Origin of the sequence: Roseateles paludis (assembly GCF_039872745.1) — a bacterium.
Classification (GTDB): Bacteria; Pseudomonadota; Gammaproteobacteria; order Burkholderiales; family Burkholderiaceae_C; genus Pelomonas; species Pelomonas paludis.
Genome location: NZ_JBDPZD010000008.1, coordinates 42739 through 57313 on the forward strand (window position 1 = coordinate 42739; position 14575 = coordinate 57313).

General features: G+C 70.9%; 11 protein-coding genes. 10 read left to right on the plus strand and 1 reads right to left on the minus strand.

Translation table 11 applies throughout. The features are described 5' to 3' along the window. Nucleotides 1-20 precede the first annotated feature (20 nt). From ABDJ85_RS18975 to ABDJ85_RS19000, 6 genes are all read left to right on the plus strand, one after another. The gene (locus ABDJ85_RS18975) at nucleotides 21-506 is read left to right on the plus strand and encodes a retropepsin-like aspartic protease family protein (protein ID WP_347706376.1); all 486 of its coding nucleotides are present in this window, start codon (nucleotides 21-23) and stop codon (nucleotides 504-506) included. Beyond that, nucleotides 503-1483: a TraB/GumN family protein gene (locus ABDJ85_RS18980; protein WP_347706377.1), complete on the plus strand. Its 981-nt coding sequence runs from the start codon at nucleotides 503-505 to the stop codon at nucleotides 1481-1483. Before ABDJ85_RS18975 ends, ABDJ85_RS18980 begins: the two co-directional genes overlap by 4 nt. Further along, nucleotides 1480-2310, plus strand: a complete 831-nt coding sequence (locus ABDJ85_RS18985) for a PhaM family polyhydroxyalkanoate granule multifunctional regulatory protein (RefSeq protein WP_347706378.1) — start codon at nucleotides 1480-1482, stop codon at nucleotides 2308-2310. Before ABDJ85_RS18980 ends, ABDJ85_RS18985 begins: the two co-directional genes overlap by 4 nt. Before the next feature lie 80 nt (nucleotides 2311-2390). Beyond that, the gene (locus ABDJ85_RS18990; RefSeq protein ID WP_347706379.1) at nucleotides 2391-4181 is read left to right on the plus strand and encodes an IlvD/Edd family dehydratase; all 1791 of its coding nucleotides are present in this window, start codon (nucleotides 2391-2393) and stop codon (nucleotides 4179-4181) included. A gap of 100 nt (nucleotides 4182-4281) precedes the next feature. Then, entirely contained in the window at nucleotides 4282-5598 is a 1317-nt protein-coding gene (locus ABDJ85_RS18995) for a glycoside hydrolase family 5 protein (RefSeq protein ID WP_347706380.1), read from the plus strand. A 32-nt stretch (nucleotides 5599-5630) separates the two neighbouring features. Continuing rightward, on the plus strand, nucleotides 5631-7100 hold the full coding sequence (locus ABDJ85_RS19000; protein WP_347706381.1) for a DUF1593 domain-containing protein: 1470 nt from the start codon (nucleotides 5631-5633) through the stop codon (nucleotides 7098-7100). On the opposite strand, the gene ABDJ85_RS19005 is transcribed toward ABDJ85_RS19000, so the two are convergent. Beyond that, nucleotides 7087-10005, minus strand: a complete 2919-nt coding sequence (locus ABDJ85_RS19005) for an AAA family ATPase (protein ID WP_347706382.1) — start codon at nucleotides 10003-10005, stop codon at nucleotides 7087-7089. The genes ABDJ85_RS19000 and ABDJ85_RS19005 overlap by 14 nt on opposite strands. 90 nt (nucleotides 10006-10095) lie before the next feature. Between ABDJ85_RS19005 and ABDJ85_RS19010 the strand changes: the two genes are divergently transcribed. The 4 genes from ABDJ85_RS19010 to glcF all read left to right on the plus strand — a co-directional run bounded on the left by ABDJ85_RS19010 (nucleotide 10096) and on the right by glcF (nucleotide 14554). Further along, nucleotides 10096-10527: a hypothetical protein gene (locus ABDJ85_RS19010; protein WP_347706383.1), complete on the plus strand. Its 432-nt coding sequence runs from the start codon at nucleotides 10096-10098 to the stop codon at nucleotides 10525-10527. Nucleotides 10528-10733: 206 nt separating this feature from the next. Beyond that, a complete protein-coding gene (locus ABDJ85_RS19015; protein ID WP_347706384.1) occupies nucleotides 10734-12221 on the plus strand; it encodes an FAD-linked oxidase C-terminal domain-containing protein in 1488 nt (495 codons plus the stop codon). After that, the gene (gene glcE, locus ABDJ85_RS19020) at nucleotides 12222-13322 is read left to right on the plus strand and encodes a glycolate oxidase subunit GlcE (RefSeq protein WP_347706385.1); all 1101 of its coding nucleotides are present in this window, start codon (nucleotides 12222-12224) and stop codon (nucleotides 13320-13322) included. Beyond that, nucleotides 13322-14554 (plus strand): glycolate oxidase subunit GlcF, encoded by a 1233-nt coding sequence (gene glcF, locus ABDJ85_RS19025; protein WP_347706386.1) that lies wholly within the window; start codon nucleotides 13322-13324, stop codon nucleotides 14552-14554. The genes glcE and glcF overlap by 1 nt, the downstream gene beginning before the upstream one ends. The last annotated feature ends 21 nt before the right edge of the window (nucleotides 14555-14575 follow it).

The window sequence follows — 14575 nt, forward strand, 5'->3', positions numbered from 1 at the left end:
CGGGCGGTTATCGTCAGCCCATGGCTGCCCCGTCCGAACTGCCGCGCTCGCTCAAGCTGCTCACCATTTGGTTGCTGATCGGCGGCGCCGTCTTCCTCGCCTTCCAGGCCTGGGAGCAGGCCCAGAGCGCCAGCCGATTCCGCTTTGAGGGCCGCAGCGTGGTGCTCAAGCGCGCGCCTGACGGCCACTTCCACTGGCCTGGTCGCGTCAACGGCGTGGCGGTGGACTTCCTTGTCGACACCGGCGCCAGCAACACCGCGCTGCCCACGGCGCTGGCCGAACGCGCCGGAGTGCAAGCGCGCGGCGAGCTGCGCACCCACACCGCCGGCGGTGTGGCCGCCGGCCAGGCGGCGGTGGCCGACATCCGCCTCGACGGCGGCCCCCACGTGGAGCGCTGGCCGGTGATGCTGTTGCCCCAGCTTGGCGCCCCGCTGCTGGGCATGGACGTGCTGGGCCGCCTCAACTTCAGCCAACGCGACGGCGAACTGCGCCTCGACCCTCGATGACCCGACTCCTGCTTTGCACGCTCACCAGTTGGCTGATGCTGGCCGCCCCGCTGGTGGCGGCCGCCGCACCGCCCGACTGCCCACCCGCGAGCGTCGTCCCCACGGCTGAACAGCAGCAGGCCTGGGCCAGCAACGCCACCGACCGCGGCCCCCTGTGGCGCCTGACGCGCGACGGCCGCAGCTCCTACCTCTATGGCAGCCTGCACGTGGGCCGCCCCGAGTGGAGCGCGCCCGGGCCACGCCTGCAAGCCGCCTGGGCCGAGACCGAGGCCCTCGCTGTGGAGCTGGACCCACAGGACGTGATGCCCGCGCTGGCCGAGACCGCCAAGCCCGCACCGTCCGCCCCCGACCCCGCCCTCAGCCGCCGCCTGGCCGCACAGGCGCAGCGCCAGTGCCTGCCCGAGGGCGTGCTGCAAAGCCTGCCGCCCGTGATGCAGTTGGCCACGCTGACCCTGCTGGATGCCCGCCGCGTCGGGCTCGACACCGGCTACGGCCAGGACGTGCTGCTGCTGGCCCGCGCACGCCAGGAGGGCCGCCCCGTGCACGCGCTCGAGACCGTCAGCGAGCAGCTCGACGCCATCGAACCCGACGACCCCGCCCAGGCCCGCGCCGTGCTGGCCGATGGCCTGCGCGATCTGGAGTCCGGCCGCCAACGCGAACCCCTGCAGCGCCTGGCCGCCGCCTGGGCGCGCAGCGACCTCGCCCTGCTGGCCGACTACCCGCGCTGGTGCCGCTGCGCCGACACCCCGCAGGAGCGCGCCTGGCTGCGCCGCATCAACGACGAGCGCAACCCCGCCCTGGCCGAGCGCATCAGCAAGCTGCACGGCAGCGGCCAGCGCCTGCTGATCGCCGTGGGCGCCCTGCATATGACCGGCGCCCAGGCCCTGCCCCGGCTACTCAGGGCCCAAGGCTTCCACATCGAACAAGTGGTCCCCGCTAGGATTGAAGCTCCATCCGCCCCGAGGAAAGCGCCATGACCGAACTGCCCAACTTCGCCAAGTTCGTCCCGGGCTTCGACTTCCTGCAGGGCCTGGTCAAGAACGCGGGGCAGGCCCTGCCCGGCATCGGCCAGTGGGTCGCACCCACACTCAACCCCGAAGAGCTTGAAAAGCGCATCAGCGAGCTGCGCACCGTGCAGTACTGGCTGGAGCAAAACGCCCGCCTGCTGGCCACCACCATCCAGGCCCTTGAGGTGCAGCGCATGACGCTGTCCACCCTCAAGACCATGAACGTGCCGCTGGCCGAGCTGCAGAACACGCTCAAGCTGCCCGAGACGCCCAACTGGCCAGGCCTGCCGGCCGAGATGCTGAACGCCGCCACGCAGGCCGCGACGCAGGCCGCCAGCCAGATGGCCGCCGCCGCCATGCCGGTGGGCAAGGCCGCAGCCAGCGCGGCCACCGGCGCGGCCGCCAAGGTGGCCAAGCAGGCTGCCGCCAAGGTGGCGCGCAAGGCGATTCCCAAGCCAAAAGCCGCCAAGGCCGTGGTGCCGCCCGCCGCCAGCCCAGCCGCCCCCAACCCTGCCGTGGACCCCACGCTGTGGTGGACGGCGCTCTCCCAGCAGTTTGCGCAACTGGCCGCCTCCGCCATGAAGGACAGTGCCGCCGATGCCGCCAAGAGCCTGGCCGGCAACCTCGTCAAGCAGGGCATGGACGCGGCGGGCGACACCTTGCGCAAGGCTGCCGCCGTGCCCGGCGCTGTGGTGGGCAATGTCGTGGGCAACCTGAACAAAGGCCTGGCCGCAGGCAGCCGCCCGGCCGCCGCCAAGAAGCCGGCACGGGCTGCGGCAAAGAAGTTATCGGGATAGCGCTATCAGAGAATGTGTCGAGTGGCGCCACAATCGCGCACTTAAGCCCCACTCACGCCCCCTCGCTCCCGGAGACCTAGGTGTCTGATTCCCAACGCAAGCCGGCCCGCGGCCGCTTCCGTTCACAGGAGTGGTTCGATGCGCCTGAGCACATCGACCTCGCCGCGCTTTACCTCGAACGGTTCATGAACTATGGGCTCACGCCCCAGGAGCTGCGCTCCGGGCGGCCCATCATCGGTTTCGCCCAGTCGGGCTCCGACCTCAACCCCTGCAACCGCATCCACCTGGAGCTGGCCAAGCGCACGCGCGAAGGCATCCGCGACGCGGGCGGCATCTGCATCGAGTTCCCCACGCACCCGATCTTTGAGAACTGCCGGCGCCCCACCGCCGCCATCGACCGCAACCTGGCCTACCTGGGCCTGGTCGAGATCCTGCACGGCTACCCCATTGACGCCGTGGTGCTGACCACCGGCTGCGACAAGACCACCCCCAGCGGCATCATGGCCGCCAGCACCGTGGACATCCCGGCCATCGTGCTCTCGGGCGGCCCCATGCTCGACGGCTGGCATGAAGGCCAGCTCGTCGGCTCCGGCACCATCATCTGGCAGGCCCGCCGCAAGCTCGCGGCCGGCGAGATCAACGAAGAGCAGTTCTACGACATGGCCTGCGCGTCAGCGCCTTCAGCCGGCCACTGCAACACCATGGGCACGGCCTCTACCATGAACGCCGTGGCCGAGGCCCTGGGCCTGTCGCTGCCCGGCTGTGCGGCCATCCCGGCTCCTTACCGCGAGCGCGCCCAGATGGCCTACGAGACCGGCCGCCGCATCGTCGAGATGGCCTATGAGGACTTGAAGCCCTCCGACATCCTCAGCCCCGCGTCCTTCCGCAATGCGATGGCCGTGGTCGCCGCGATTGGCGGCAGCACCAATGCCCAGCCCCACCTCGTGGCCATGGCCCGGCATGCGGGGCTCGACATCACGGCCGACGACTGGCGCGCCGTCTACCCCACGCCCTTGATCGTCAACTGCCAGCCCGCCGGCAAATACCTGGGTGAGCGCTTCCACCGCGCTGGCGGCGTGCCGGCCGTGCAGGCCGAGCTGCTGGCCGCCAGCATGCTGGACGGCAGTGCCAAGACCGTCACCGGCCGCAGCGTGGCCGAGTCGATTGCCGGCCGGGTGAGCGTGGACCGCGAGGTCATCACCACCGTGGCCGAGCCGCTGCGCAGCAATGCCGGCTTCATGGTGCTGACGGGCAATCTGTTCGACTTCGCCATCATGAAGACCAGCGTGATCGGCGACGACTTCCGCCACCGCTATCTGGAACAGCCGGGCCGCGAAGGCGTGTTCGAGTCGCGCGCCATCGTCTTCGAGAGCCCCGACGACTACCACGCCCGCCGCAACGACCCGCAGCTCGCCATCGACGAGGACTGCCTGCTCGTGATGCGCGGCGCCGGCCCGCTGGGCTGGCCCGGCTCGGCTGAGGTCGTCAACATGCAGCCGCCCGATGCGCTCCTGCAACGCGGCGTGATGAGCCTGCCCACGCTGGGTGATGGCCGCCAGTCCGGCACCTCCGACAGCCCCTCCATCCTCAACGCCGCCCCCGAGGCTGCTGCGGGCGGTGGCCTGGCCTGGCTGCAGACCGGCGACCGCGTCCGCATCGACCTCAACACCGGCCGCTGCGATGCGCTGGTTGACGAGGCCGAGATCGCCCGCCGCAAGGCCGCGCTACCACCCTTCCCCGTGCCCGCCTCGCAAAGCCCCTGGCAGGAGCTGTACCGCAAGACCGTGGGCCAGCTCAATCGCGGCGCCGTGATTGAAGAAGCCTTGAAGTACCGGCAAATCGGCAAGACCACACCGCGCCACAACCATTGATGTGACGGCGACGGCGCCGTAAGTCAGGGAAGCTTCGCTTCAGCGACCGGGCCCGTTTCGGCAGCATGGCGGCCCCGCTGTATTGCCGTCCCTGCCGTCCATGAAACGCATCGCCCGTCGCTCCGCCCTGCTGTCCTTGCTCGCCCTGAATGTGGGCTGCGGCGGTGGTGGCGGAGGCGGAGGCGCCAGTGCCGCACCTGCGCCCGCCCCGGCCCCGGCCCCCGCACCCGCGCCCGCGCCCGCGCCCGCACCGGCCCCCGCTCCAGCGCCTGCGCCGGCCCCCGCTCCAGCGCCTGCGCCGGCCCCCGCTCCGGCCAGCCCCTACCCCGACTACAACACCCAGGCCCTGGTGGCCGACCCCAATGGCATGGGCGAGACGGCCACGCAGATCGCCGCCAAGATCCGCATCGGCCTCAACATCGGCAACACGCTCGAAGCCACGCCGGGCAAGAGCGAGACCGCCTGGGGCAACCCCAAGATCACGCGCAGCTTCGTGAAGTTCGTGAAGGACTCGGGCTTCAACGCCGTGCGCCTGCCCGCCTCGTGGGACCAATACGCCGACGCCACCACCGCCAAGATCGACGCCGCCTGGCTGGCGCGCGTGAAGGAGGTGGTGCAGTACTGCATCGATGCCGACCTCTACATCGTGCTCAACATCCACTGGGACGGCGGCTGGCTGGAGAACAACGTCACCCCCGCCAAGCAAGCGGCCAACAACGCCAAGCAAAAGGCCTTCTGGCAGCAGATTGCCACCGCGCTGCGAGACTTCGACAGCCGCCTGATGTTCGCCAGCGCCAACGAGCCCAACGTCAAGACGGCGGAAGAGATGGCCGTGCTGGCCAGCTACCACCAGACCTTTGTGGACGCCGTGCGCGCCACCGGCGGCCGCAACGCCCACCGCGTGCTGGTGGTGCAAGGCCCGAGCACCGACGTCGAGCTGACCAACAAGCTGATGACGGCCCTGCCCACCGACACGGTGCCGAACAAGCTGATGGCCGAGATCCACTACTACACGCCCTGGAACTTCACCGGCATGACCAAGGACGAGAGCTGGGGCAACCAGTTCTACTACTGGGGCAAGAACTACCGCTCCGCGACCGACACGGCCCACAACCCCACCTGGGGCGAGGAAGACACCGTGGACCAGTTCCTCGCGCTGATGAAGGCCCAGTTCGTGGACAAGGGCATCCCGCTGATCGTGGGCGAGTACGGCGCCCAGACGCGCAGCAATCTCACAGGCGACGCCCTCAAGCTCCACCTGGAGAGCCGCGCCTACTACCTGCAATACGTGACGACCAAGGCCCGCGCGCTGGGGCTCAACCCCTTCTACTGGGACACTGGCGGCCTGCTCGACCGCGCCAACAACACCGTGCTGGACGCCAAGAGCCTCGACGCGCTGCTCACCGGCGCCAAGTAGCCCACCAGCCACCCCATCACCTCGCCCACGCCATGCCATCACGCCCCTTCTCCCTGCGCACGGTTGGCGTGCGGCTAGCCTTGCTGCTCACCCTGGGCCTCAGCGCCCTGGCCGCTCACGCCGCGCCCACCGCGCCCGCCATCAAGCCGCGCGTCTTCATCCTCACCGACGTCGAAAACGAGCCCGACGACACGCAGTCCCTCGTCCGACTGATGCTCTACGCCAACGAGCTCGACCTGCGCGGCCTCGTTGCCACCACCTCGGTGCACATGAAGACGGGCGTGCACCCCGAGTCCATCCGCCGCGTGATCGAGGCCTATGGCCAGGTGCTGCCCCGGCTGCGCCAGCACGACCGCGCCTACCCCGACGCCCAACAGCTGCAAAGCCTTGTGGCTGCCGGCCAGCCCGGCTACGGCCTGCAAGCCATTGGCGAGGGCCGCGACAGCGCCGGCTCGGCCCTGCTGCTGCGCGAGCTGCTGCGGCCCGACCCGCGCCCGTTGTGGGTGCCCGTCTGGGGCGGCGCCAACACCCTGGCGCAGGCCCTGCACACGCTGCGCCGCACTCAAGCCCCCGAGGCCGTGGCCCAGGCCGTGAAGCGGCTGCGCGTCTACACCATCTCCGACCAGGACGACACCGGCGCCTGGCTGCGCCGCGAGTTCCCCGAGCTGTTCTACATCGTTAGTCCTGGCGGCTATGCCAATGCCACTTGGGGCGGCATCAACCAGGCCGTCGAAGGCATTGACAACGAGGTGGTGAGCAACGCCTGGCTGGCCCGCCACATCCAGCAAGGCCACGGCCCGCTGGGCGCGCGCTACCCCGACGTGGCCTATGGCATGGAGGGCGACACGCCGTCCTTCCTCGGCCTCATCCCCAACGGGCTGAACGCCCCCGAACACCCGGACTGGGGCGGCTGGGGTGGCCGCTACGAGCGCTATATCCCGCGCCGTGAGGACACTGACCCCAACGGCTTCACCGGCGGCGTGCCCATCGAGCCCGAGACGCGCCCCATCTGGAGCAATGCCGTCGACCGCTACCGCCCCTTCGTGCCCGCCACGCACGGCCGCGCCGTCAAGCCCGGCGAGCGCGAGTTCAGCGGTTTTTCCGTCACCGTCTGGCGCTGGCGCGAGGCCATCCAGAACGACTTTGCCGCCCGCATCCGCTGGACCACCCACAGCCCCGCCGAGACCAACCACCCGCCCGTGGTGCGCCTGGCGCAGCCGAACGAGCTGAGCGTGCGCGGTGGCGACTGGGTCACGCTCGACGCCAGTGCCAGCACCGACCCCGACGGCGACAGCCTCAGCTTCCTGTGGTTCGTCTACCCCGAGGCCGGCAGCCTCAAGCAGCCCCTCAACCTCGGCACCGAGAACCTCGCGCGCATCCGCTTCCAGGTGCCCGAGGTCAGCGCCACGGCCACGGCGCATGTGATCCTGCAGGTTAGCGACAAGGGCAGCCCCGCGCTCACGCGCTACCAGCGCGTGGTGCTGACCATCACGCCGCGTTGAAGGCGGCGGGTACGCGCGGGAGTGCGAAGCCGCACTTCAGCGCCAAGGCCTGCGCGCGGGCCTCGAACGACGTGGCCGCACCCGCACCCGCCGCCGTGAGGGCGAGCAGGCGCCAGGCCTCGGCCTGAGACTCGGGCAGCGGGCCGCGCTCGGCCAGGCGGGCCATGTCTTCGGCAGCAGCCGTGGCGGCAACAGCGTCTTGCGCGGCATGCGCCCAGGCCCAGCGCACACGTGCCCAGCGCAGGTGGACCAGCGGGTGCTGGCTAAGCCCGGTCATGGCTTGCAAGCGGCTGCGGCTGGCGGGCGACAGCGCCTCGCCCAGGCGCTCGGCACACAGGGTCTCGGCCCAGATCCAGTGGCTGACACGCAGCGGCTCGGGGCTCTCGGCCACAAAAGCAGCGGCCTCACGCAGCAGCTGGCGCGCGTCCTCGGGCCGGCCTTGGGCCAGGCGCAGCCGCGCGAGGCGCACAAGGCCCTCGGTCTCGAAGCCCGGGCTGTTCTGCGCCCGCGCCAGGGCCAGCGAGCGCTGCAGCGCTTCGTCCGACTCCTCATGCCTTCCAGCGCTGATCAGGATCACGCCCAGCACCAGCAGGGACAGCGCCTCGGCATGCGGCACGCCGGCCCAGCTCACCAGCGCGCGGCGGATCATGGTCAGCGCTTCGTCCACACGGCCCAGCGCGTGCAGCATCACGGCCAGGTCGTTCTCAATCGTCATGCCGCTGCAGTACTCGGGGTGCAGAGCCAGCAGGCGGCTCAGCGCATCGTGCGCCGGCTGCACCTCACCGCCAAACCAATGGATCTGCCCCTCCCAGCTCAGCAGCGACGGGCGCCGGGGCGCCAGGCGCCGCACCTCACCGAGGCTGGCCCAAGCGGCGGGGATGTCGGGCTCACGCATGGCCAGCTCGATCAGCACCTCGTGCGCCTCCACCTGCGCCGCCGGCCCCAGGTCGGGCAGCAGCTCGCGCAGCCGCGCCGCGTGCTGGCGGGCGCTGGCGATGTCGCCGGCAAATACGCGGTTGTCCACCAGGGCTGTGCAGAGCTGGCCTTCCAGCAGGCGGCGCGCGCTCAGGTCGGCCACCGCATGCAGCTGGGCCTGCACACCGCGCAGCGCGGCCTCGCCACGGGCCAGGTCGTCAAACAAATCGCAGGCCGCCAGCTCCAGTCGCGCGCGCAAGCCTTGAGCGGCGTCGAGCGAGGCCTGGGCCACGCGGTGCCAGCGCTCGCGCGCCTCGTCAAAGCGGCCGCGCGCCTTGAGCTGCAAGGCACCGCGATGCAGCCAGGCCAAGCAGGTCTGCGCCTCGCCGGCCTGCTCCCAGTGGTGGGCGATGACGAGGGCATCCGGCGCCGGGTGCTCCTGCGCCGCCAGCCACAGCGCGGCGCGGCGGTGCAGGGCCTGCACGCCGGGCTCCGCCAGCGCGGCCAGCACGGCGTCGCGGATCAAGTCATGCGCGCACACATAGCCGCTTCCAAGCGGGCGCAGGAGGCCCGCCTGCGCCGCCGCCTCACAGGCCTGCCGCGCGGCGTCGGGCGCGGCGTCCACCAGGCCCACGGCCGGCGCGTCCTGCTGAAAGATCGCGGCCATGCGCACCGCCTCGGCCGCCGCCTGGGGCAGGCTTTGCAGGCGGCGCTGCACCAGCTGCGCCACCTCGACCTGCACGCCAGCTTGCACCCCGGCGTCGCCGCCGGGCTCCAGCAGCGCTTCACGGTGCAGGCGCACCAGCTCGCCAATCAAAAAGGGGTTGCCGCCGCCCAGCACGTGCAGGCGGTCCAGGGCCTCGTCGGGCCAGTCAGATTCGCTACCCTGCCAGAGGCAGACCGCGCTCAAGGCCTGGCGCGGCAGGGGCCCCAGGCGCACGGTCTGCAAGCGGCCGGCCAGCTCCAGGTCGGACACCAGCTCCTGCGGCGCGCCGGTCAGCTCGGTGCTGCGGGCTGCGGCCCGCCAGCGCAAGCGGCCGTCATGCGCCAGCAGGGCCAGCCATTCCAGCGTGGCGCCGTCACACCACTGCAGGTCGTCCACGATCAGCAGGGGCGCGAGTTGCTCAAAAGCGCGCACCAGGGCTTCGGTCAGCCGGGTGCGGGCAGTGAGTGCGTCCAGCGGCGGCAGGGCCTCGTCGGGCGCCAGCTCGGGCATCAGGCGCGCCAGGTCCAGCCGGTAGGGCCGCAGTCGGCTGAAGGGGTCGGCGAGCGCGCGCTCCAGCTGGGCGGTGTGCTGGCGCAGCGCGTCGAGCACGGGGCGGTAGGGCAGACGGTCCAGCCCGCGCAGGCCGCGCAGCACCGGGCTGCCCGGGAAGGCCGCCGCCAGCAGCGTGCTCTTGCCCGCACCCGGCTCGCCCAGCACCACCACGGCCGGGTGGGCGGCGCGCTGCAGGGCGGCCAGCTCGGCGTCGCGCCCCGGCAGGGCGGACGTTGCTGCGGCTGGTGCTGCCGCGCGAGCCGGGCCGAACGCGGCACTGGAGGCGGCGCTGGGCGCTTGCACCGCCGCGTGTTGCCAGCGGTCGAGCAAGCGCCGCTGCGCCGCCATACGCCACTCCTGGAAGCCCTCGTAGCCGCCCAGATGCCAGCCCTGCAGCCAGGGGCCTGGGTGCTGGGGCGCGGTGGTGGTGTCGTCCAGCGGCACCAGGTCGCAAGGCGCCGTCAGCCGCACGCGGTGGCGCTCGGCCTCCAGGCCCTCGGGCGCACCCCAGGCCGCTAGCATGCTGCGTGCACGGTGCAGGTTGATGCGCAAGTGGTGCCGGGCATCCTCCGGCGTGGCCTCGGGCCAGAACACCGCCGCCAACTGCTCGCGCGTGCGCCAGCCGCCCTCGGTGGCCAGCACCACCAGCAGGGCGGCGGGCACGGTGAGGGGCAGCGACTGGGCAGGCTCATTGGCCACATGCCAGCCAGGTTGAACAAGCAATCTGAGCATCGCGGGCGAGTGTCGCTGAGGGGCGTCTCTGCTGCGTCTCATCGCCGATGGTGCATCTACCATCTGCGCCTCAATCAACCAGCGCCCACCATGAAATCTGTCCTCCTCGCCGCCCTGCTCGCCACCGCCCTGCCCGCGTTCGCGCAAGCGGAGGCGCAAGCCCTCTCTGCCTGTGTCGGCGCCAAGAGCACCGGGCAGGATCGCAAAGACCTGGCCAAGTGGCTGTTCACCGCCATGGCCGCGCACCCCGACATGAAGCCGCTGTCCACGGTCTCTGACCCCGTCGCCGAGGCATCGAGCAAGACGGCCGGCGAGCTCTTTACCCGCCTGCTCAGCGATGCTTGCGCCACCGAGGCCAAGGCCGCCCTCAAGGCCGGTGGCCCCATGGCCATTCAAGTCGGTTTCCAAACCCTCGGTCAATTGGCCATGCAGGAGCTGATGACCGACAAGGACGTCGCGGCCTCGATGGGCCGGCTCGACAAGTATCTGGACCGCCAGAAGCTGGCAACGCTGGGCCAATAGCTTTCAGCTCACGCTCAGAGCTTGTGAATGAATCCGGCGCGCTCGAGCGGGCGGCCCAAATGGCGCCAATCAAGGCGCAAAGCACAGCCGTAGCTCGGGCTACGGCGCGCATTTGCAACGCCGAGTGGCGGCGTTTCGGGGCGGACGAGCGGGTGCGCAGGATTTGTTCGCAAGCTCTCAGGGCCCAGCGCTAAAGTCAGCCCGCCATGCCCGCCACCCCGCCCACTTCAGACCGCGCCGCGCGCCAGCGCGAGGTGGTGGCGGCGCTCTCGCCGCTGCTGGGGGCCGGCCATCTGCTTTGGACACCCGAGGCCGTCACGCCCTATGAGTGCGACGGCCTGACCGCCTACCGCGAGCGGCCGCTGGCCGTGGCCTTGCCCGAGAACGACGAACAAGTGGCCGCCGTGCTGCGCGCCTGCCATCGGTTGGGCGTGCCCGTGGTGGCGCGCGGGGCGGGTACGGGGCTGTCGGGCGGCGCGATGCCGCATGCCGAGGGCGTGACCCTGGCGCTGGGCAAGTTCAACCGCATCCTGGCGGTGGACCCCTTGGCACGAACCGCTCGCGTGCAATGCGGCGTGCGCAACCTCGCCATCTCCGAGGCCGCCGCGCCGCATGGCCTCTATTACGCGCCCGACCCCAGCAGCCAGATCGCCTGCACCATCGGCGGCAACGTGGCCGAGAACTCGGGCGGCGTGCATTGCCTCAAGTACGGCCTCACGCTGCACAACGTGCTGCGGGTGAAGGGCTTCACCGCCGAGGGCGAGGCCGTTGAGTTCGGCTCCGAGGCGCTGGACGCCGCCGGCCTCGACCTGCTGGCCCTGGTGGTGGGCAGCGAGGGCATGCTGGCCGTGATCACCGAAGTCACGGTCAAGCTCGTCCCCAAGCCCAAACTCGCGCGCTGCATCATGGCCAGCTTTGATGACGTGCGCAAAGCCGGCGACGCCGTGGCCGCCGTGATCGCGGCGGGCCTGATCCCGGCCGGCCTGGAGATGATGGACAAGCCCATGACCGCCGCGGTCGAGGACTTCGTCCACGCCGGCTACGACCTGACGGCCGAAGCCATCCTGCTCTGCGAGAGCGACGGCACGCCCGAGGAGGTGGCCGAGGAGATCGAGAAGATGCAGGCCGTGCTGCGCGCGAGTGGCGCCACGGCCATCGAGGTGAGCACGTCCGAGGCCCAGCGCCTCAAGTTCTGGAGCGGGCGCAAAAACGCCTTCCCGGCGTCGGGCCGCATCAGCCCCGACTACATGTGCATGGACTCGACCCTCCCGCGCAAGCACCTGGCCACCATCCTGCTCGACATCCAGCGCATGGAAGGCGAGTTCGGCCTGCGCTGCGCCAACGTCTTCCATGCCGGTGACGGCAACCTGCACCCGCTGATCCTCTTCGACGCCAACGACCCCGACCAGCTGCGCCGCTGCGAGGCCTTCGGCGCCGCCATCCTGGAGCGCAGCGTCGAGCTGGGAGGCACCGTCACGGGCGAGCACGGCGTGGGCATTGAAAAGCTCAGCTCCATGTGCGTGCAGTTCAGCCCGCAGGAGCGCACGCAGATGGAGGCCGTCAAACGCGCCTTCGACCCGGCCGGCTTGCTCAACCCCGGCAAGGTCATCCCAACCCTGCACCGCTGCGCCGAGTACGGGCGCATGCATGTGAAGCGCGGCTTGCTGGCCTTCCCGGAGCTGGAGCGGTTTTGAATGTTGGCTGAAGCCCTGCAGCCCCTGAAGGACGCCATCGCGGCGGCGAGTAGCGCCGGTACGCCGCTGCGCATCACCGGCCACGGCAGCAAAGACTTTTATGGCGGTGAGCCCCAAGGCGAGCTGCTGTCCACCCAAGCCCTCAACGGCGTCACCGCCTACGAGCCCAGCGAGCTTTTCGTCAGCGTGCTGGCCGGCACGCCCATCGCCGGGCTGGAGGCGCTGCTGGCCCAGCAGCGCCAGCGCCTCGCCTTCGAGCCGCCCCGCTTTGGTGGCATGGGCACCGTGGGCGGCATGGTGGCGGCCGGCCTCTCGGGCCCCGGCCGCGCGGCCTTGGGGAGCGTGCGTGACCACCTGCTGGGTGCCACGCTCTTGAACGGCAACGGCGAGCTGCTGTCCTTTGGCGGCACGGTGATGAAGAACGTGGCCGGCTACGACGTCAGCCGCGTGCTGGCGGGCTCGATGGGCGTGCTGGGCCTGATCGTCGAGGCCACGCTCAAGGTCGTGCCCCTGCCCGCCGCCACGCTGACCCTGCGCTTCGATGCCGACCAGACCGAGGCCCTGCGCCTCATGAACACCTGGGGCGGCCAGCCCCTGCCCATCGAGGCCAGCGCCTGGTGGGACGGCGCCCTGCTGCTGCGCCTGGCGGGGGCCAGCAATGCCGTCAAGATGACGGCCGCCCAACTCGGCGGCGAAGAGATCCCAGAGCCCGCCGCCAGCGCCTTCTGGCTGGGCCTGCGCGACCAGCGCGACGAGTTCTTTGCCAGCGGCGCCAACGCCGTGTTCGCCAACGAGGCCGGCCTGGTGCGCTTCTGGCGCCTCTCCGTGCCCGCCACCGCGCCCGAGCTCAAGCTGCATGGCGAGCAGCTCATCGAATGGGGCGGCGCGCAGCGCTGGGTCTGCACCCCACTGGCCTCGCACCAAGTGCGCGAAGCCGCCGCCAGCGTCGGCGGCCACGCCACGCTCTACTTTGCGCAAGACAAAGCCCCCGGCGCCTTCACGCCGCTGTCAGCACCGCTGATGGCCATCCACCGGCGGCTCAAGGCGAGCTTTGATCCCAAGGGCCTGTTCAACCCGGGCCGGCTCTATCCCGACCTCTGATGCAAACCACCCTCGCCCCCCCCTTTGCCGGCACGCCCGAAGGCAGCGAGGCCGAGGCCATCCTGCGGCGTTGTGTGCACTGCGGGTTTTGCACCGCCACCTGCCCGACCTACCAGTTGCTGGGCGATGAGCTGGATGGTCCGCGCGGCCGCATCTATCAGATCAAGCAGGTGCTGGAAGGCCAGCCGGCGACGCGTGAAACGCAGCTGCATCTGGACCGCTGCCTGACCTGCCGCAACTGCGAGACCACCTGCCCATCGGGCGTGGAGTACGGGCGGCTGGTGGAGATCGGGCGCGAGGTGGTGGAGCGGCAAGTGCCGCGCCCGGTGGGCGAGCGCGTGGCGCGTGGGCTGCTGAAGTCGGGTTTGACTTCGTCGCTGTTTGGGCCGGCCATCAAGCTCGGGCAGGCGCTGCGGCCCCTGGTGCCGGCGAGTCTCAAAGACAAGGTGCCGCCGCCAGCGCCGGCAGGCAGCCACGACTGGCCGCTGGTCACGCACCGGCGCAAGCTGGGCCTGCTGGCCGGCTGCGTGCAGCCGACGCTGGCGCCCAACATCAACAGCGCCACCGCGCGGGTGCTGGATGCGGCGGGTATCAGCTGCGTGGTCGCCAAAGGCAGCGGCTGCTGCGGTGCCATCCGCGCGCACCTGAACGACCACGAAGGCGGCCTTGCGGACATGCGCCGCAACGTCGACGCCTGGTGGCCGCTGCTGGAGCGGGGCGAGATCGAGGGCCTGGTGATGAACGCCTCGGGCTGCGGCGTGACGGTCAAGGAGTACGGCCGCGCGCTGGCCCATGACCCGGCCTATGCCGACAAGGCCAAACGCGTCAGCGAGGCCACGCGCGACCTGAGCGAGTGGCTGCCTGAGCTGGTGCCGGTGCTCAGAGAAAAGCTGCAGGGCTCGATGCCGAAGCTCGCCTATCACCCCCCGTGCACGCTGCAGCACGGCCAGCAGTTGCGTGGCGGTGTCGAGGCGGCCTTCAAGGAGCTGGGCTTCGAGATCGGCTGCGCAGCCACCGAGAGCCATTTGTGCTGCGGCTCGGCAGGCACCTACTCGGTGTTGCAACCGACGCTGTCCAAGCAACTGCGCGACCGCAAGCTGGCCGCGCTGGCGCCGCTTGCGGCCGACGAGATCGTCTCGGCCAACATCGGCTGCATCCAGCATCTGCAGTCCGGCACCACCACGCCCGTGCGGCACTGGGTGGAGGTGCTGGATGCGGCGCTGCACCCCTGAACCCCTGAACCCCATCACCTC